This window comes from Halobacillus sp. A1-3 (genome assembly GCF_050971765.1).
In the GTDB taxonomy this organism is placed as follows: Bacteria; Bacillota; Bacilli; order Bacillales; family Halobacillaceae; genus Halobacillus; species Halobacillus mangrovi_B.
The window spans coordinates 70,415-89,097 of record NZ_JBPCEO010000005.1 but is presented as its reverse complement, the minus strand read 5'-3'; the positions used below and the strand labels follow the sequence as shown (position 1 = coordinate 89,097).

Below are 18,683 nucleotides of genomic sequence, written 5' to 3'. Positions count from 1 at the left end.
CCTGAAGAGGCTTGCCAGCACGCCCGCAAAAGCGAGTGATTTCTAAACCCGCCTTTTACTAAATTGAGAGAAAGAAACAACTGCAAGTAAATAAAAAGAGCCTCGACTTCGTGTCGAGGCTCTTTTTGTCCATTCAATTGCTGTTTAACTTACCACCGATTTCTTTTGCAGTTTGAACCAGTATCCACCTAGGATGCTTGCACCAATAACCATCGTTACCGTTGAAATGATCATATGAATCGACGATGCAACCACGATGTTCCCTGTCACAACGATCACAAATCCAACGACGGCATTCAATAATAGCGAAATGAGGTAAAGCCAGGCAAGTGAAATGTGATACTTGAATTTTGAAGCATAAATAAGGAACCACACAGCTGCAACAACGATGACCACGGTTGCTACCCAGTGCAGCGAGTAAATCATATTCGCAATCGATTCGCTTTTTATCAAGTACTCCACGGCCGGAATATCAAGCAGCACGTTACTGGCACGACTATGCTTGAAAAAGGCGCCCAGAATAACCTGCATTACATACAACCCAAAACCGATTAAAAAGGTACGATAGCTCATAGAAACCGTTGACCAGCTTGTGCGGTCAAGCTCAATTTTCTTCTCGTGCAGACTGTAACTCAGTAATACAAGAACAATTAAAAGAATTTGACTGAACGTCACGTCGAGCGTTGTGAACCCTGGAGGAGTACCAAGCAGAACGTTTAATCCTCCAACGAGTGATTGAAAGACAAGCAAGCCTAAGCTTAAAATCGATAAAATAAAGACAGATTTCCGCTTGCGATGTTTATAAAGCGCTCCTACGGCGTTAATGAACGTCAGCATTGCAAGTAGCGGCACCATTAAACGGTGCGAGTATTCTATAAGGACATGGTAGTTCGTAAAATCGGGAATGACCGATCCATTACAAAACGGCCATGACGTCCCGCACGCATCCCCTGAATCTGTCGCAACGACGAGATTGCCGAGAATAAGGGCGAGAAAAGTTACGAACGTTGTCAAAATGGAGAATTTCTTCATCGTCTTACCCTTCCTCTATCTAGATCATAAAAATATTGTCATTTCATGCATTCACAGTAAATCATATCATGAAAACCAAACTGGAGAGAACGAAAAAGGCCGTCATAGGTCATGAACTTTTTGTGAACGGACGCTTTTTTCTCAGTTTTTGGATAAAAAGGTAAAGAAGTGATAGCATGATCAGCGTTGTATTTATAAGGGAAAAGATCCCAGCGTAATGTTCGTCATCCCAGTACGATACTTTGCTTCTAAACGTATAGCTGTTGACAGGGTAAAACATTGGAACGGCATCCTCAACATGAGTCAACAAGTCGAGGATGATGTGACCAAGCCAACCGTATAAAAGAGCCATCCACTTAGTTAATTTCCGTCCTTTCCAGACAAAAATAATTACAAATACAACAGCCCATACAAACATAGAGTGCCCTGCTTGACGAAGGACAAACACAACTGGATGCTCAAACAGGTCATGAATTAGTCCAAACAAAGAACGCATTGGATCTGGATTGTCTAAAACTTGAAAAGCATTTCGTGTAATCGCTAAGTATAAAAACATGACATAGTAGACAATATCAGGCATAACGCTGCCGAAAACGAACCAGCCAACATTTTTTTGCTTTCTGGAAGCAAAAAACGTCCAATATCCATGGTGGAGTGTATTCAACGTCCCCTCCTCCCCTTCCTGAACACTTCCTTCTGTTTACCACCAATGTGAAAAGGGAAACAACAACGATGTAAAGGAGCGTGATTGGATGAGTTACAAAGCATACGTATTCGATGCGTATGGAACCCTTTTTGATGTCCATTCTGTCATGGATAAAATTCATGAGTACTACCCTGATCAAGGCGGCTCCATCAGTCAACAGTGGAGAGACCGGCAAATTCACTATTTTATGGTCCGCCAGCTGATCCAGGGCTATCGACCATTCCACGAGATTACTCAATGGGCCTTGGAAGATGCTTTAGCTTTTAGTAATGTGGTTATCAAACCGGATGTTTTAGAAGACTTGATGAAGCAATACGAAAAACTACAGCCATATGAAGAGGTCTCAACATTGTCAGACCAGCACCCAGATAAAACTTTTACGATCTTTTCCAACGGAACACGATCAATGCTGCAACCTTTGCTCGAACATAATAAGCTGACAGAAACCTATGATTTGCTCAGTGCGGACGATGTAGAAGTTTATAAACCTCATGCGGAATCTTACCAGTATGCTCAGGAAAAATTGGATTGCAGCAAGGATCAAATCCTATTCTTCTCAAGCAACCCGTGGGATATCACCGGAGCTGCATCATACGGTTTCCATACGGCTTGGGTGAACCGTAAACAGGAGAAATGGCCTGAACTTGGCATTGAACCTACCTATATCATTCAAAACCTAAATGAAATACCTGGTGAATAAAAAGTATAGGAAACATAAAAAAGCAATGGGACTCCCCATTGCTTTTATTGATGTATTTCCTGTGGATTATACGATGGATTGAGATTGAGCTTCCGCCTGGGCTTGTTTGATCAAGCAGCGGCCTTTCCCATGTGGAATACACATTGGTGTTCCAAATAAAGGATCCTGTCTCACTTCACAATTCATTTCAAATACATGCTGCATGAGATCACAATTAACGACTTCTTCAGGTTTTCCTTGAGCGAAGACAGTTTTATCTTTTACAGCGATGATATGATCTGCATAACGGCAGGCAAGATTAATGTCATGTAAAACCATAACAACTGTGCGTCCATTGTCCTGATTTAAGTCGAAAAGCAGATCCAAAATATCGATTTGGTGAGTCATATCAAGATACGTTGTCGGCTCATCTAATAAAATGGTATCCGTATCCTGGGCCAAGGTCATGGCAATCCAAGCTCTCTGGCGCTGTCCTCCAGATAGTGAATCGACTGTACGATCACGCAGTTCAGCTAGGTTCGTATCATTTAATGCTTTTTCAACGGCATGTTCGTCCTGCTCAGACCAACGCTTTGTAAATCCCTGATAAGGGTATCTTCCCTGTTTCACCAACTGATGAACAGTCAATCCTTCAGGCGTTGTAGGACTTTGTGGAAGAATCGCCATTTTCTTTGCGACTTCCTTCGTTTTCATTTTTGAGATGTCCTTGCTGTCTAGGACAACCTCACCGGATTTAGGTTTCAGCAGACGGGCCATTGAGCGCAATAGTGTTGATTTTCCGCAGCCATTGCCGCCGATCAGCACCGTCACTTTACCTTTTGGAATTTCTATATTTAACGAATCTATAATAATGGAATCTCCATATCCCAAGGTTAAATTGTTTGCGAGCAGCGTATCCATCTTCTTAACCTCTCCTTTTCCCACAAGCAATAATCCATAATACTACGTACAAATATCGCTATCTACTAGTTTATTGGGTGAATCGAAAACTGTCAATGAATTTGAGAATCATTTTCACTAGAAGTCTCACTCATTTGTATGCCATTCAGCATTAAGACAGAACAAAAACTCGAGCACCTTGGGAGCCTTGACAAGCATAAGAAAAGCGATGGATTGGATGGTCTTTAGTCACATAAAAAACAAAGGGCTAAATGAATCCTCAAAGCGCAATAAGTTATTCATAGACCCATAAACACAAAAAAGTCAAAAACCGAATGGCTTTTGACTCATATATATGCGTTCTATAGATTTTCAGGTTTTGTGGCTTCGTTGCCTGATCCGTGGGAGATGTAGTCCTGTTCGAGTGTTTGATGATCTTTGACAGAGAGATGGTCTTCCTGAGCCTGTCTCTTGTTTCTTCGTTCAAAATAGATCGCCACAGCAATAATCGCTGCAGGAATGACGAGTATCAGCCATATCATAGTAATTCCTCCTAGGATTTATTGGCTTACACTCTATTTATTCCCTGCTAGCAAAACGATATGCTTTTATGACAGAAAATAGGAGTTGGGAAAGAGATTTAGTAAAGATAGACATGCGGTTGTAATGGGTGTAAGCTTTGCCCAACGAATTGTTAACAATTTTGAAATATGCTTTTTTGTTAACTGAAGTTAAAGTTTCGTCGCTTTTTCAGCTTTAAGCGTATCGACTTCTTTTTTCAAAGTCTCTAATTCATCCAAAAGCTTTAAGATCATTTCATCACTTTTTCTCAGTTCTTCCCCTAATGATTCAATCGCTTCCTCATCCCAGATAAAAGGGTTTCCGTTTGAGGGAGTAATTGGGAGGTTTTCATAAACATGTCCTTCTTCTTCATCCGTGGGATGAAAATAAATAACGACTTCACAGCCTGGATCTCCTTTAGCAATCCGCTTTCGCAAATTGACCTTACCGTACCCCATCCGCCTTGATGCAATGCCTCCAAATACGCTCGAAGTCATCATACAAAGGTGAGGAGCATCTTTAACCACTTCTCCGAATGGACACCCAGACGCTTTTACAATCACTTTGTCTGGATGGATCTCTGAGATTCGAAAAAGACCTCCAATGGAGTTCTTGATGTCAACAATCACCTCTGCATAACGCTCAACAGACCACTGTTCATTCTTTTCACCATAGAACGATTCGACCCATTCTCCCGTACGAATTCCTAACTGGCTTATATATTCATCTGCATGTTTACCTACTGTCCGTTCATGTAAATGAGCATATTGAGTAATTAGTTTAGAAAGAAATACCGTACCACTTAGCGAAGATGACATGCTAATTACCCTCCTAACTCTTTTAATCTTATTATATACCTGTTTCTTTCATATCAAAAAGAAAACCAAAGTATTTTTGGCTACTTTTTATGATTTTCGATTCTTATGGAATGATAGCTTAAGAGTGTAATGGTAACGACGATCACTATCATTCCTAGCAGTTGAGTGAAATTCAACGCTTGGGCTAAAAGAAGTATTCCAAAAGAAGAGGCGGTCACTGGCTCTATCATGGCAACTATGGAAGCCACTCCAGGTGTGATTTTTTTTAAACCAATGACATAGAGAAGAGTGGACAAACCTGCCCCTATCAAACCAAGAATTAAAAACCAAATCAAATCCTGGTTCATTTCAAATATAGAGAAAAACTGGTTCTTATCAGAAAGAGACAAAAGTATAGTAGATTCTGTAATGGAGGAAATAATTAACACAGTTATGAAGTTACCGTAAGCTGAACTGTTTTTGTAACCAAATATGAAAACAGCGTAGGATAACCCTGATAACAGACCACTTAGAACTCCTATAAATTGAATAGCAGAACGTTCGGTATCATAAACCCCTGTTAATAAAATAATTCCTCCTACGACGACTAGGGCCGAAATAAGTTTAAACGAAGTAACTCTTTCCGTTTTAAATAGTGCTGAAAGAATGAGAACAAAAATAGGGGCGGTGTACATGAGCGTAGATGCTACAGGCACACTAGTATATGAAATACTGACAAAGTAAAAGCCTATGTTACCCGCCATCCCAATTCCAGCTACTACAGCCCAAATGAGTATTGATTTATTTAATATGAAGCTCATCTGGCTTCGTGAGACATACCAAAAGAGAATAAAGAGAAATCCAAGGCATGCGCGAAATGCCGCAATAACAACAGCATTCCATCCATGATTTAATAAGATTCCAGCTAACCCTCCACCTATGCCCCATAAAAAAGCCGCAAGTATGACAAATACTAGTCCATAGGAAAAAGAAGAGAGGAATTTTAAGCTGTTCATGTAATCTCCCTTCCAATTTCGCCCTCGTAAAATAAATAGATACATTCGAATTTTCGTGATCTGAAAGACTTTTGTACCCAATACCTGTGTAGCCTTTTGCTCACTTCCCCAAACCCATAAATAAGAAATAATTTAATTTAGTAAAGTTTTCGCCGGAGATCTCACTAGTCTTCTTGCTTACAATAAAGAGGTTATCCAAAGATACCCGGATAACCTCTACTAAGACTTATGCATATGAATTACACGTATAAACCAACCGTTTCTTCATGCTCAGGAGGTTCTAAGAATACTAGTCCAAGTTCATAGTGCTCTCCTTCATAAAGAGCGCGCTGCACATAACGATTTTCTCCCCATTCATCTCTAACTTCAATTTTGTTAAAGCCTCCGTTCATTTGCAGCGCTTCATAAAACTGTCTCTCCGTTCGAACCTGCTGAGCGTTGACACGAACAATAAGCTCTCCAGGCGCAAGTCCCATTTGTGCTCCCGGGCTTTTCGGAATAACACCGAGAACGCGCAGCCCTCTGGCATCAGGAGAAAAAAAGCTTTGGCTTCCTTCTTTTAAGCGATGATGAACTTGAATAATGATTCGTCCTGCAAGTCCTGCTCCTATGGCTGCAAGCGATAGGGGTGTATAGATTATGCTTCCGATCGTTAACAAAAGAACGAAAATCGCTACCACAAACGTATGTCGTCCTATCATTTTTGCTGCTTTTTCAGGAGACTGTCCCCTCGCTACCCATTCCCATCCTGTAACAAAAGGAACTAGGACGAGCCCGAAGCTTTCCTCTCCTATATGTAAGATGGGCCACCAGGAGGCTAAGGCTTCTATATTTCCTACTGGAAAAAGTGCTATAAATGGAACGATGGCCATTTTCGTACTGCGATGCTGTCCAATCCACATGCCGCGACTGCCCTTAATTCGCTCTGGAAACGTTTGAGTTTTCGATGTGCGTAAAAGCAGGATCGCTTCAACAAAGAGCATGACCGACAACAAGACAGCAATTGATGTTATCGGCACCTCCAGAAGAGTGGTCTTCAAAGATTCTATCGGGCCGTACACAGGCGCGTACGGAAGAGCTAGGAGCACTAGTGTAGTGATACCTAGTGTATAGCTAGCAGAATACAAGCTGAGTTTGAAAGGGAGACTGACCAATATCAGAGTCAGGCCGAGCAGCCATAAGAATGAAGGAGGCAGCACCATACCTGCTCCTAGAGAGAAAATCGATAAACATCCTCCAGCGATCAAAGATGTTGCGACCGTTCCCTTCCATTCTGAAAAGCGATCAAAAATACGTGTGCCGAACGCTTTTCGTTCCTTGTTAATCCTTCTTTGTGACAGGAATATTACCATGATAACAGCTATGTATAAATGAGGTTGGGTAAACATTCTTCCCAGCCCTTTTATCAGTTCCAAAAACCAAACTTCCACATTAATTTCTCCTTTCAAATTGAAAAACAAAACGTCTTACTTTGCCTTTAAAGGGTGTGCGGTTGAGTCAGCAAGATGAACAATGTGCAGTAAATGAAAAAATCCGCAGTCAAAGACTACGGATTATATTTCGTGATCGAATAACAGAATCCCTTCCTTACTCAAACAGGACTTCCAAAGCTTTCTCCATTTGACGGTCATTTTCTTCATTACGGACTTCTTCAACGATTTTTTCTTCTAATTTGCCGCCGGTCTTCTCATCAACCTGGCCGGTTGCTTCAAGCCCGGAATCGGATTGGAAAGCTTCTACGGCAGCTTCTGTTTCTTTGCTGTAATATCCATCTGTGCGGCCTGGATCGTATCCGAGACCCTTCAGCATTTCTTGGACATTTTTAATTTTATCGTTATTATCATTACGTTTCAGCGGCTCTTCGATTTCTACTGGGTTTGTGTAGAAGTACTCAGGCTGCTTCACTTTGACCGTAGGCTCAATGCCTTTTTCATGAATCCAGTTGCCATCAGGAGTCAACCACTTGAATAGCGTCAGCTTGATCGTACTGCCGTCCCCCATTGGTATCGCCTGCTGGACCGTACCTTTTCCGAAACTTTTCGTACCAACAAGATCATAACCGCCTGCTTCTTTCATTGTTGCTGCTAATATCTCTGAAGCTGATGCACTTCCTTCGTCCATCAGTACGGTAATAGGATAGTCCTTCTTCTCTGTGCGGTCAGAGAAGTAACGGGATTTTTCCCCTTTACGATCTTCCACTTGTACGATCGGCTTTTCATCTGTAATAAATTCCTTCAAGATTTCCTGCACATCCGTAAACAAGCCCCCCGGATTACCTCTCACATCAATAACGAGTCCTTCCATTTCATCTCCTTCAAGCTTTTGAAGAGCTTTGTGGAATTCATCAGATGTCTTTTCAGAGAAAGAAGTAATTTCGATAACGCCTACCTTTTTACCGTTCACTTCTTTCGTATCGCTATAGACTGTTTCTAGTGGAATATCGTCGCGGACAATTTCTATGTTCAAAGGGTCGCTTACGCCAGGACGGTCCACTTGCAAAGTCACTTCTGTTCCTTTTTCCCCGCGGATCTTAAGCACGGCATCATATAAGTCAAGGCCTTCCACACTTTCTCCGTCGACTTTCAGTATTTGATCATTCGGTTTCAATCCGGCTTTTTCAGCTGGAGACCCTTTGATTGGAGCAACAATGGTAACTTTATCGTTTACCATGCTGACCTCGGCACCAATTCCTTCAAAAGAGGATTCTATGGACTGATTAAATTGCTTCATCGTTTCCTGATCCATATAGACACTGTATGGATCCTCAAGCGTATCCAGCATTCCCTGGATCGCCCCTTCAACGAGCTGCTTCTTGTCGACATCCTCTACATAGTTCTCTTTAATCACGTTATAAGCCTGGGCTACTTTTTCCAAGTCACCGTTGCCGGTCATATCTTCAATGAACTTCTTTTGTTCTTCTTCAGTTAAACTTCCGAAATTCTCAGCGTTCTTGCCAGCATTGGCCAATTGTTCTGATTGGGACTGGTCACCCTCCTTGTTTGCGAAGTACTCTATGCCTATGTAAGAGCCAGCTGCCCCTACCAGCACCGCAAGCGCCATCAACAGCGCTATGACACGCGGTTTTATATTCATCGCATTCACCCTTCTACTTTTTATTTCCTTAATGCTTTTATACTAGCAAATAAGCGCCTTCACCGTAAATGTGCGTTTATTACTGATATGGTATGCCACAACAATGAATAGCATGTCCACATCATTATAGTATTTTTTCCTCCAAATCAAAACCCTATTAGGAAATAAAAGGAACAAAAGAACAAGAAATACTTACACAAAATATGAAATGATCTAAAAAAGACTGTCTCTACTAAATGAGACAGTCTCGCCAATTTAATATTCGTAACCGTATTCGCCTTTTGATTCATCTCTTACAACCATGCCGTCTTCAATGGCGATGACGCGCCTGCGGATTGTGTTTACGATTTCTTGACTGTGGGTCGCCATTAAGACTGTTGTTCCACCAGCATTGATTTCTTCTAGGATATGCATGATTTCCCATGAGGTATCAGGATCCAGGTTTCCTGTCGGCTCATCGGCGATTAGAATCTTCGGATGATTGACAATTGCCCGGGCAATAGAAACTCTTTGCTGTTCCCCACCTGAAAGCTCATCTGGAATAAAGCGCGCTTTGTTTTTCAAACGAACTTGACCCAATACGTCCATCACACGGCGGCGGATATTCGATGGGCTTTCTTCAATGACCTCAAGGGCAAAAGCTACATTTTCATAGACAGTCAGCGTCGGCAGAAGACGGAAATCCTGGTAAACGACACCAACCTGACGACGAAGTTTAGGAACCCTGCGTTCTTTCATCGTTGATGTATCCATATCAATAACTTTTACAGAGCCTTTTGTCGGCTTTTCTTCACGGTAAATAAGCTTTGTAAATGTCGATTTCCCTGCACCACTAGGGCCCACGACATAAACGAATTCCCCCTGATCAATCTTCACATCAAGACCGTTTAATGCTGTAACCCCATTCGGGTATGTCTTATATACTCCTTGCATATCTATCATATGTTGATCACCTTAATTTCTTATTTATTAAACACTTTTTATGCAAACAACTTTATTATAACATTGAAATTCGATAATTTTAGACAAAAAATTATTACATTTATTTTTCAAACGGAGATCATTTTTGCATCATAATAAAAAGCCTGGCTGAGAAAGCCAGACTTTGTTAAGTATTTCGTTTATTTCTTTGTAGCTAACCAGCCTGCGATAAGCTGAGCGTCTTCATCAGAGACTTGTTCTTGCGCAGGCATACTGCCCTTACCATTTTTTATGATTCCAACGATATCTTCAGCCGAATACTTAGAGCCTACTTGTTGAAGGGACGGCCCCATTCCTCCGCCAAGGTCTCCGCCATGACAGCTGGCACAATTTTGTTGGTAAGCCTGTTCGGCTGCTTCTGCATCTACATTTGAGTCGCCACCTTCTCCAGATTCACCGCCACCCTCATCCGTGCCTTCTTCATTTGTACCTTCTTCTGTTTGTTCATTAGCATTGTCATCATTTGCTCCTTCATCTCCACCGCCACCACAGGCAGCTAAGACGAGGATCAATCCCAAGAAAAGTGCGGATAATAGTTTCTTCACATCGATATCCCCCTTCTTCATATAAGTATAGGAATATTATAACCGAGTCACGTCGTTTTGAAACCTTCTCCGAGCACCTCCGTGGCATTCATAGCCACGACGAAAGCACCAGGATCGACCATTTTCACCGTTTGTGTCAATTTAATGAATTCGTTTTGCTGCACGACACACATTACGACACGTCGTTCTCTATCAGTATAGCCTCCAGCACCGCTTAATACAGTCACTCCACGGTCAATTTCTTCAAAAATGGCGTCTCGGACATCATCCACATATTCGGTAATAATCATCACGTTTTTCGACGTATTTAATCCTACCTGAACGAAGTCAATGGTCCGGCTGGTCGCAAACAAACCTATCAATGCATATAGCCCTTCCTCTAACGAGAAAACGACCGCCGAAGTGAGAACAATCATTCCATCAAGTAACGCCACGCTAATCCCAAGAGGAAGGTGGGTAAATTTATGGAGCACTTGCGCGGCAAGGTCAATCCCCCCTGTTGATGCTCGTCCTCGGAAAACGATTCCAAGCCCAAGACCTACACCCATGCCACCGAATATGGCTCCAAGGAGCGGATCAGGTGTCGCTGCATCTAAGTCACTTGTCAAAAGCACAAACATCGGCAGGACCAATGTTCCGACGAATGATTTGATCCCGAAGTTTTTCCCTAAGATTAAGACTCCGGTAATGAACAGCGGAATGTTGAGCACCCATTGCACGATTCCTGGCTCCCAGCCGAATACACCTTTTGTAATTGTACTGATCCCAGCTACACCACCTGATGCAATATTGTTCGGTAACAAAAATACGTTGAACGCTAATGCCACAAAAAAAGAGCCCAATATAACGAGCCCATACTCGATCATATGTTTCATCAATGGAGGCATTGGTTCTCTTCTATATTTCTTAGCCATCATCATGTTGTCTTCTCTCCCTATTCTTTCATCGATCTTCTTTTTACGAGATATAAACCGATAGGAGTATAACACCCGGGGATAGAACTGTAAATGAGAGCGAAATAACGTATTACCACGTTAAAGGAACTCTATACGCTTACTATCTTCTTTTTCTAGTGAACTATACAAATAGATAAGAAAAGCGATGGGCAGAAGCACCCATCGCTTTATGGTTTAAGATTTTGGTGTTTGCTGAGTTTTTAAGATTTCTTCTAGCAGTCCCAACACATCATCACGCATATCTTGGCGCTCCATGGCAAGGGCCAGAGTCGTTTGGATAAACCCAAGCTGATCGCCAACATCATAACGCTCGCCTTCGAATTCATAGCCGTAAACTGGCTGTTTGAGATTTAATCGTTCGATTGCGTCTGTAAGCTGAATCTCGCCTCCACGACCTGTTTCCTGCGAACCTAATAAGTCAAGGATCTCAGGGGTAAAGACATAACGCCCAATGATTGCAAGGTTGGACGGAGCCTCTTCCACTGGAGGTTTCTCAACAAAGTGCTCGACTTCATAGCGACGGCCTCGCTGATCCTTCGGTGCAATAATTCCGTATTTATTCGTATCTTCGTGAGGCACCTGTTTGACACCAATCACAGAGGAGTGCGTCTCTTCGTATTGATTCATCAGCTGCTTCAAGCACGGTTCATCAGATCGAACAATATCATCTCCGAGGAGAACAGCAAAAGGCTCGTCTCCTATAAATTTGCGAGCACACCAAACCGCGTGTCCAAGTCCTTTAGGCTCTTTTTGGCGGATGTAGTGAATATCAACTTTAGCCGACTGTTTCACCTCATCAAGCAGGTCGAACTTTCCTTTTTTATAAAGGTTGTCCTCTAGTTCAAAAGCATGGTCAAAATGATCCTCAATCGCCCGCTTTCCTTTACCTGTAACAATGATGATATCCTCAATTCCTGATTCAATCGCTTCTTCTACAATATATTGAATCGTAGGCTTATCAACGATTGGAAGCATTTCTTTCGGCATCGCTTTTGTTGCCGGCAGAAAACGAGTCCCCAATCCTGCAGCAGGTATAATCGCCTTTTTCACTTTCATCTTCTCCACCGCCTTCATATGTATGTACGTTTATCATAGCAAAAATAATTGGAAATGGATAGAAGGCAGAACAGGAACATAGTCATTGTTGTAGAACAAATAGATTAGAATGCATGAGTGAAATAGTGTCGTTAGACCTGATGCGAAAGGGCTTTTTATTCATTTTCATACAATATTCACATATGATATACTCTTATTGATCATAAAAAGCAAATCCTCTGCCTTTTGTGATTGCCTTTGTTCATTACATAAGCCCCGTAAGAGAATTTCTCTTACGGGGCTTGCGCGTTATTAGAAGATATTTTTGTTATTTTCGTTTAACGTAGCAACCATATCCCACGACGTCCCATTAATGCCTACTTTTCTGAATCCGTATTTTTCATATAGCAAGCGTGCATTGTTATCTGGATCTACGCTTAAGGACAAAGCGGTATATCCCTTCTTTTTTACCTCCTTTATCATTTCACTCAATAATAAAGTTCCGATTCCCTTCCCTCTATAACCAGGTGCAACTGCCATACAGCTGAGAACAGGTGTGTCTCCGTTAATATATCCGTATGTCTGATTATTCTCATCAAAGAGACGTGTCCAAACGGCTCCCACTTGATTTTCATTCTGATCGATCGCTATATAAGCCATATCGCCTTCTCTTCCCCAACCACTCAAATACTTAGCAATTTCCGGTCGGTTAATAATATCTTTAGGAGGTCTGGCTTCGCCTTCAGGTACGTAGATGGCTTCATAAAGCATGTCGCTTAGAAAATCATGATCTATTTTTGTTGCTTGTCTGATTTTGTACTGTGTCAAACGATTTCCTCTTTTCTTTTATGATGTCTATCATAAATAATTCAATAGAAGAGGGAAAAACCCTTTTTTATAGAGGTTTTTTGAAGTTATTGAATGAAAAGTTTAAAAAATAGTCCTCTTAGTCAAGTCGCTTCATTCATTTTAACGATTGTAAGATCAGCTCATATTGAATTTGATGATAGAAATTAATAAGACTCCGACGCAAAAAAACGGCCGGTAAAGACCTTACAGTGAATCGAAGATGCTTGGCAGGTCTTCCGAGTAAAGCTAATGAATTCCTATTCCGTCAACAAGTCGAGCCCAAATAAAATTCCGAACACACTCTGTGACTAAAAAGACTCCCACTGTAGTGAGAGTCTTCAAAATTAACTATCCATTTGGGAACGAAGGTAAGCATCTATGAACTTGTCTACTTCACCGTCCATAACGGCTTGTGTGTTTCCGATTTCTGTGTTCGTACGGTGGTCTTTAACCATGGAGTAGGGATGGAAAACGTACGAACGGATTTGGCTGCCCCAGCCGATCTCTTTTTGTTCACCACGAATATCATCAAGCTCTTGCTGTTGGCGTTCGATCTCCAGCTGATAAAGCTTCGACTTCAGCATCTTCATAGCTTGTTCACGGTTCTTAATTTGAGAACGCTCAGATTGACACGTTACTACGGTGTTCGTTGGAGTGTGGGTGATCCTTACAGCTGAATCCGTCGTATTGACGTGCTGACCGCCTGCACCACTGGAACGATACGTATCGATCTTCAAATCTTCTGTTCGAACGTCGATTTCAATTTCATCGTTGAATTCAGGCATGACCTCGCATGACACAAATGATGTGTGGCGACGCCCTGAAGAGTCAAACGGCGAGATACGCACAAGACGGTGAACGCCCTTTTCCGCTTTCAAGTAGCCGTAAGCGTTGTGTCCCTTAATTAATAGCGTGACACTCTTTACGCCTGCCTCTTCGCCAGGAAGGTAATCCATCGTTTCGACTTTAAATCCTTTTCTTTCTGCCCAGCGAGTGTACATACGTAACAGCATGCTTGCCCAGTCCTGGGACTCTGTGCCGCCGGCTCCCGGGTGAAGCTCAAGAATCGCATTATTCTTGTCATAAGGTTCACTCAGTAAGATATTTAATTCAAATTGGTTTAAATCTTTAACTAGTTGTTGGATTTGCTCTTCTAAATCCTGACGAAGATCTTCATCATCTTCTTCTTTAACCAGTTCATAGGAAACTTCCAGGTTCTCATGGGTTTCCTCATGTTCTTCCAAGGTATGGACAAGTGATTTTAGTCCATTTACCTCATCAATGACTTTTTGGGCCGTTTTCTGGTCATCCCAGAAGCCCGGTGCTGTCATTTCTTCTTCAAGTTCAGCAATTCGGGTTTTTCTTTGATCGATGTCAAAGAGACCCCCTGAAGTCCGCTAAACGATTAGCTGTATTATCTAGTTCATGGCGAATTTCGGCCATATCCATAACGATCACTCCTCAAATAATCATACATAATAGGTTATTAATATCTTATATAAAATGTTTTAAAATCAACAGGCCAAAGACAAGGGAAGACACTCTCTATACGAGAGTGTCTCACTTCCTTATTTTCCGTGGCAGTTCTTATATTTCTTACCGCTTCCGCAAGGACATGGATCATTACGACCTACATTGTCTTTTTTCACAAACGGTTGGCGTTTCTTCTTCTCTTTACTTTCTTCGCCACCTGATACGGCTGTAGCCCCTTTGGCTACTTCCTGACGCTGCAGGTTGTTGCGAATCTGAGCTTTCATGACATAACGAGAAACTTCTTCATCGATGTTTGAGATCATTTGTTCAAACATGCGGAAGCCTTCGAAGTTGTACTCACGAAGCGGGTCATTTTGACCGTATGCACGCAAGTGAATTCCTTGGCGCAACTGATCCATCTGATCAATGTGATCCATCCACTTCTGGTCAACTGTACGAAGAAGTATAACTTTTTCAAATTCACGCATCTGCTCCTCTGTCAGCTCTTCTTCTTTCTCGTCGTAACGCATCTTCACTTTTTCAAGGATTAGCTCCTGCATTTCTTCAGGATCTTTTCCTTTCAGATCAGCAACGGTCACATCTCCTTCAAATAGAAGATTGGCACGCAGATACTCCACAAGTGCTTCAAGGTCCCAATTCTCTTCTTCCTCTTCACTCGTGTGTACGCTGACTGTATTCGCTACCGTACGCTCAATCATCTTCTCTATGATTTCACGAAGATTGTCTGAGGTCAGTACGTCATAACGCTGCTTGTAAATAACCTCACGTTGCTGACGAAGAACATCATCGTAAGAAAGAATCGTCTTACGTGCATCAAAGTTGTTACCTTCGACACGTTTCTGAGCAGATTCTACAGCTCTTGAAATCATTTTACTTTCGATTGGCTGAGAATCATCCATTCCAAGACGGTCCATCATACTGCGAATGTTATCGGAAGCAAATCGGCGCATCAGTTCGTCATCTGTAGCGAGGTAGAACTGAGACATTCCAGGGTCACCTTGACGGCCGGAACGTCCACGCAGCTGGTTATCAATACGTCGTGACTCGTGACGCTCTGTACCGATCACGGCTAGACCGCCAGCTTCTTTGACGCCTTCGCCTAGTTTGATGTCGGTACCACGTCCGGCCATGTTGGTTGCAATCGTAACTGCACCTTTTTGTCCGGCATTTTCAATAATTTCCGCTTCACGGAAGTGGTTCTTCGCGTTCAACACATTATGAGGAACGCCTGCTTTATTCAAGTAACGTGAGATGATTTCTGAAGTCTCGACCGCTACCGTACCAACAAGCACAGGCTGTCCATTTTCATGACGTTCTTTAATGTCCTCTACAACAGCTTTGAACTTACCGTCCATGGTTTTGTAAACAAGATCCGGCTTGTCATCACGAACGATGTCCCGGTTTGTCGGGATGACGATAACACGCATGTTATAGATGTTAAGAAATTCTTCTTCCTCTGTTTTTGCTGTACCTGTCATACCAGATAGCTTGTCATACATTCGGAACAAGTTTTGGAACGTTATAGAAGCAAGCGTCATGCTTTCATTTTGGATTTCCAGGCCTTCTTTCGCCTCAATCGCCTGATGCAAGCCATCACTATAACGGCGTCCTTTCATAAGACGACCGGTGAACTGGTCAACGATGACGACTTCCCCTTCATCCACAACATAATCTGTATCACGATGCATAGACGTATGAGCTTTCAGCGCCTGGTTGATATGATGAATTAAAGAAACGTTGGAAAGATCGTATAAGTTATCGATCTTGAAAAAGCGCTCTGCTTTGTTGATTCCTTCTTCAGTCAGCTGAACATTTTTTGTTTTTTCATCATACGTAAAGTCTTCTTCTCTCTCAAGCAATCGAACGAATGCATTCGCTGATTGATAGAGATCAGCAGATTTAGAAGCTGTACCTGAAATGATTAGCGGAGTACGTGCTTCATCAATTAAAATCGAGTCGACCTCGTCAATGATCGCAAAGTTAAGCGGACGCTGAACCATTTGCTCCTTATAAAGCACCATATTATCACGCAGGTAATCGAAACCAAATTCATTGTTCGTTCCGTACGTAATATCGGCATTGTAGGCTTCACGCTTTTCATCTTTGGACATTCCATTCAAATTTAGTCCGACAGTCAAACCAAGGAATTGATAGAGTTCACCCATTTCCTTCGCATCACGACTAGCCAGGTAGTCGTTGACCGTGATAATGTGAACGCCTTTTCCTGAAAGAGCGTTCAAATATGCTGGCATAGTGGAAGCAAGGGTTTTACCTTCCCCTGTCTTCATTTCCGCAATATTACCTTCGTGTAATGCAATCGCACCTAAAAGCTGCACTGTGAATGGGCGCATATTTAGTACTCGTTTAGAACCTTCGCGGACGACCGCAAAAGCTTCAACTAATAAATCATTTAAGTCTTCGCCATTTTGGTGGCGTTCTTTGAATTCTTCAGTCTTTTGGCGCAGTTCATCATCCGATAGCTTTTCGTATTCAGATTCTAAAGCGTCAATATCGTCAGCGATCTTTTCCAGTCGCTTCAATTGACGTGTATTACCATCGCCAAAGATCTTCTTTAAAGTTCCAAGCATTGCAACCGCTCCTCTATTGATTTCAAATCTCGGTTGAATAGTATAATCCATTTATTATCATAACACTAAGAGAAGCCGAGATACAAAAAATTTATGTGACATATTGTTTAACGACTAGAACACTCGGGAAGGGGTTTTATGGTGAATTATGTAGAGGTTTGCAGGGGTGTGGGATTTACTTTTCTATAAGATTGGTTGAGGAAGTGTTGACGCTGATCCAATTCACAAAGTCTTCGGTTTGTTGTGCCAATAATTTCTACAAGCTGGGCGATTGCTTCTTCCTGTTTTTTGATTCTGTCATTTAAGTGGCTGCACTGACATAGTGGAGAAGATTTTTTCATTCGTCCACCTCCTGATACAGTAGTTGTACTCTTGTTATATCATAGTGTTATTTGAAGAGCCCAATTACTATTATTCAATTTTAGTACAACTTCCTAGCTATAAATTCTAATTTTTACATAGAGAAAAATTGATATTTACTCGTCCCTGGTCTCCTATTAGCCAAATTTATTAATCCATAAAAAACCCCCTGCGGAGCAGGGGGTGTTGGTTCATCTCTTCATTAAGTTTCGATCAGGCCATAGCGCCCATCACGACGTTTATAAACGATGTTCGTTTCATCTGTGTTCGCATTTGTAAATACGAAGAAGTTGTGACCTAACATATCCATTTGTAGTGCAGCCTCTTCACTATCCATAGGCTTCAAGTCAAAGCGTTTCGTTTTTACAATTTCAATATCAAAATCATTTTCATCTTGTGCTTCGCGTTCTTGCTGAGCTTCACGCTCGAGCTCTGCGAATACGTGTTTTGGAGCACCCTCTTGACGGAACTTACGATTCACTTTCGTTTTATGCTTGCGAATTTGTCGTTCCAATTTATCTACCACAAGGTCGATGGCAGCGTATAAGTCAGTGTTGTGTTCCTCCGCACGAAGAAGCAAATTCTTCATCGGGATTGTGACCTCGATTGTCTGCTCATCATTGTAGACACTTAAGTTTACATGAACCTCGGATGACGGCGGAGTATCAAAGTAGCGTTCGAGTTTGCCCACCTTTTTCTCCACATATTCTTTAATAGAATCCGTCACTTCTAGGTTTTCACCGCGAATGGTGTACTGTAGCATAAGAAGTGTCCTCCTTTCGTCCTTATGTGATATATATTCTATCATACCCACCCCCTTTCCTGCATAAACTCTCAAAATATTTTGTCGAATTTGTGTCGGTAATTGCTGGAAATTGCTATTTAATGCAGTTTTCATTTTCTGGCTTGCATGTAGACAGCGATTTTAGAGGGGGTTCGACAAGTGAGTAAGGGAGGTTAGAAATGAGTCGAAGAGATTTTGTAGAATTTTGTTTGAGGAATTATTTTAAAAAAAAGAGATTTAGCAATCTCACTTCTTTTTTGTATCCTTTCCTTTAAAAAAAGGGTTAAACACTGCCCAGATAACGGCT

Annotated in this window: 18 protein-coding genes; 1 reads left to right on the top strand and 17 read right to left on the bottom strand. The window is 41.9% G+C overall.

Annotation, left to right across the window (positions count from 1 at the left end; translation table 11 throughout):
* Positions 1 to 144 precede the first annotated feature (144 nt).
* Positions 145 to 1,032: a COX15/CtaA family protein gene (locus tag ACRYKC_RS10440; protein WP_433806675.1), complete on the bottom strand. Its 888-nt coding sequence runs from the start codon at positions 1,030 to 1,032 to the stop codon at positions 145 to 147.
* 109 nt (positions 1,033 to 1,141) lie between these two features.
* Positions 1,142 to 1,696 (bottom strand): metal-dependent hydrolase, encoded by a 555-nt coding sequence (locus ACRYKC_RS10435; RefSeq protein WP_433806674.1) that lies wholly within the window; start codon positions 1,694 to 1,696, stop codon positions 1,142 to 1,144.
* A gap of 88 nt (positions 1,697 to 1,784) precedes the next feature.
* On the opposite strand from ACRYKC_RS10435, the gene ACRYKC_RS10430 reads away from it, so the two are divergent.
* On the top strand, positions 1,785 to 2,438 hold the full coding sequence (locus tag ACRYKC_RS10430) for a haloacid dehalogenase type II (protein WP_433806673.1): 654 nt from the start codon (positions 1,785 to 1,787) through the stop codon (positions 2,436 to 2,438).
* A 66-nt stretch (positions 2,439 to 2,504) separates the two neighbouring features.
* Here the strand turns inward: ACRYKC_RS10430 and ACRYKC_RS10425 are convergent, their stop codons facing one another.
* The 15 genes from ACRYKC_RS10425 to hpf form a co-directional block, all read right to left on the bottom strand.
* On the bottom strand, positions 2,505 to 3,338 hold the full coding sequence (locus ACRYKC_RS10425; protein WP_433806868.1) for an ABC transporter ATP-binding protein: 834 nt from the start codon (positions 3,336 to 3,338) through the stop codon (positions 2,505 to 2,507).
* A 341-nt stretch (positions 3,339 to 3,679) separates the two neighbouring features.
* A complete protein-coding gene (locus ACRYKC_RS10420; RefSeq protein ID WP_433806672.1) occupies positions 3,680 to 3,859 on the bottom strand; it encodes a hypothetical protein in 180 nt (59 codons plus the stop codon).
* Between the two features lie 189 nt (positions 3,860 to 4,048).
* Positions 4,049 to 4,696 (bottom strand): methanogen output domain 1-containing protein, encoded by a 648-nt coding sequence (locus ACRYKC_RS10415; RefSeq protein ID WP_433806671.1) that lies wholly within the window; start codon positions 4,694 to 4,696, stop codon positions 4,049 to 4,051.
* Between the two features lie 80 nt (positions 4,697 to 4,776).
* Positions 4,777 to 5,691, bottom strand: coding sequence for a DMT family transporter (locus ACRYKC_RS10410; RefSeq protein WP_433806670.1), 915 nt, complete (start codon positions 5,689 to 5,691; stop codon positions 4,777 to 4,779).
* 239 nt (positions 5,692 to 5,930) lie between these two features.
* A complete protein-coding gene (locus ACRYKC_RS10405) occupies positions 5,931 to 7,121 on the bottom strand; it encodes a PDZ domain-containing protein (RefSeq protein WP_433806669.1) in 1,191 nt (396 codons plus the stop codon).
* A gap of 157 nt (positions 7,122 to 7,278) precedes the next feature.
* A complete protein-coding gene (locus tag ACRYKC_RS10400) occupies positions 7,279 to 8,784 on the bottom strand; it encodes a S41 family peptidase (protein ID WP_433806668.1) in 1,506 nt (501 codons plus the stop codon).
* Positions 8,785 to 9,039: 255 nt separating this feature from the next.
* Complete coding sequence (ftsE, locus tag ACRYKC_RS10395; protein ID WP_433806667.1) at positions 9,040 to 9,726, bottom strand: cell division ATP-binding protein FtsE; 687 nt, start codon at positions 9,724 to 9,726, stop codon at positions 9,040 to 9,042.
* 179 nt (positions 9,727 to 9,905) lie between these two features.
* On the bottom strand, positions 9,906 to 10,310 hold the full coding sequence (gene cccB / locus ACRYKC_RS10390) for a cytochrome c551 (protein WP_433806666.1): 405 nt from the start codon (positions 10,308 to 10,310) through the stop codon (positions 9,906 to 9,908).
* 47 nt (positions 10,311 to 10,357) lie between these two features.
* Positions 10,358 to 11,197 carry a YitT family protein gene (locus ACRYKC_RS10385; RefSeq protein WP_433806867.1) on the bottom strand — a complete coding sequence of 280 codons (840 nt, stop codon included), beginning with the start codon at positions 11,195 to 11,197 and terminating at the stop codon, positions 10,358 to 10,360.
* Between the two features lie 243 nt (positions 11,198 to 11,440).
* Positions 11,441 to 12,322 carry a UTP--glucose-1-phosphate uridylyltransferase GalU gene (gene galU / locus ACRYKC_RS10380; RefSeq protein WP_433806665.1) on the bottom strand — a complete coding sequence of 294 codons (882 nt, stop codon included), beginning with the start codon at positions 12,320 to 12,322 and terminating at the stop codon, positions 11,441 to 11,443.
* A 291-nt stretch (positions 12,323 to 12,613) separates the two neighbouring features.
* The gene (locus ACRYKC_RS10375; protein WP_433806664.1) at positions 12,614 to 13,129 is read right to left on the bottom strand and encodes a GNAT family N-acetyltransferase; all 516 of its coding nucleotides are present in this window, start codon (positions 13,127 to 13,129) and stop codon (positions 12,614 to 12,616) included.
* A gap of 365 nt (positions 13,130 to 13,494) precedes the next feature.
* Positions 13,495 to 14,599 (bottom strand): peptide chain release factor 2 gene (prfB, locus tag ACRYKC_RS10370; protein WP_433806663.1). Its coding sequence is split into 2 segments (ribosomal slippage): positions 13,495 to 14,526 and positions 14,528 to 14,599, totalling 1,104 coding nucleotides; the frame shifts between segments, so codons are not numbered across the junction.
* 119 nt (positions 14,600 to 14,718) lie between these two features.
* Positions 14,719 to 17,232: a preprotein translocase subunit SecA gene (gene secA, locus ACRYKC_RS10365; RefSeq protein ID WP_433806662.1), complete on the bottom strand. Its 2,514-nt coding sequence runs from the start codon at positions 17,230 to 17,232 to the stop codon at positions 14,719 to 14,721.
* A 146-nt stretch (positions 17,233 to 17,378) separates the two neighbouring features.
* Positions 17,379 to 17,573, bottom strand: a complete 195-nt coding sequence (locus ACRYKC_RS10360) for a hypothetical protein (protein WP_433806661.1) — start codon at positions 17,571 to 17,573, stop codon at positions 17,379 to 17,381.
* 221 nt (positions 17,574 to 17,794) lie between these two features.
* A complete protein-coding gene (gene hpf, locus ACRYKC_RS10355) occupies positions 17,795 to 18,355 on the bottom strand; it encodes a ribosome hibernation-promoting factor, HPF/YfiA family (RefSeq protein ID WP_433806660.1) in 561 nt (186 codons plus the stop codon).
* Positions 18,356 to 18,683 lie beyond the last annotated feature (328 nt).

Coding starts and splice junctions, on each gene's coding strand:
- ACRYKC_RS10440 (WP_433806675.1), bottom strand. CDS start 1,032: ATGAAGAAATTCTCCATTTTGACAACGTTCGTAACTTTTCTCGCCCTT.
- ACRYKC_RS10430 (WP_433806673.1), top strand. CDS start 1,785: ATGAGTTACAAAGCATACGTATTCGATGCGTATGGAACCCTTTTTGAT.
- ACRYKC_RS10425 (WP_433806868.1), bottom strand. CDS start 3,338: ATGGATACGCTGCTCGCAAACAATTTAACCTTGGGATATGGAGATTCC.
- ACRYKC_RS10420 (WP_433806672.1), bottom strand. CDS start 3,859: ATGATATGGCTGATACTCGTCATTCCTGCAGCGATTATTGCTGTGGCG.
- ACRYKC_RS10415 (WP_433806671.1), bottom strand. CDS start 4,696: ATGTCATCTTCGCTAAGTGGTACGGTATTTCTTTCTAAACTAATTACT.
- ACRYKC_RS10410 (WP_433806670.1), bottom strand. CDS start 5,691: ATGAACAGCTTAAAATTCCTCTCTTCTTTTTCCTATGGACTAGTATTT.
- ACRYKC_RS10400 (WP_433806668.1), bottom strand. CDS start 8,784: ATGAATATAAAACCGCGTGTCATAGCGCTGTTGATGGCGCTTGCGGTG.
- ftsE (WP_433806667.1), bottom strand. CDS start 9,726: ATGATAGATATGCAAGGAGTATATAAGACATACCCGAATGGGGTTACA.
- ACRYKC_RS10385 (WP_433806867.1), bottom strand. CDS start 11,197: ATGCCTCCATTGATGAAACATATGATCGAGTATGGGCTCGTTATATTG.
- galU (WP_433806665.1), bottom strand. CDS start 12,322: ATGAAAGTGAAAAAGGCGATTATACCTGCTGCAGGATTGGGGACTCGT.
- secA (WP_433806662.1), bottom strand. CDS start 17,232: ATGCTTGGAACTTTAAAGAAGATCTTTGGCGATGGTAATACACGTCAA.
- ACRYKC_RS10360 (WP_433806661.1), bottom strand. CDS start 17,573: ATGAAAAAATCTTCTCCACTATGTCAGTGCAGCCACTTAAATGACAGA.
- hpf (WP_433806660.1), bottom strand. CDS start 18,355: ATGCTACAGTACACCATTCGCGGTGAAAACCTAGAAGTGACGGATTCT.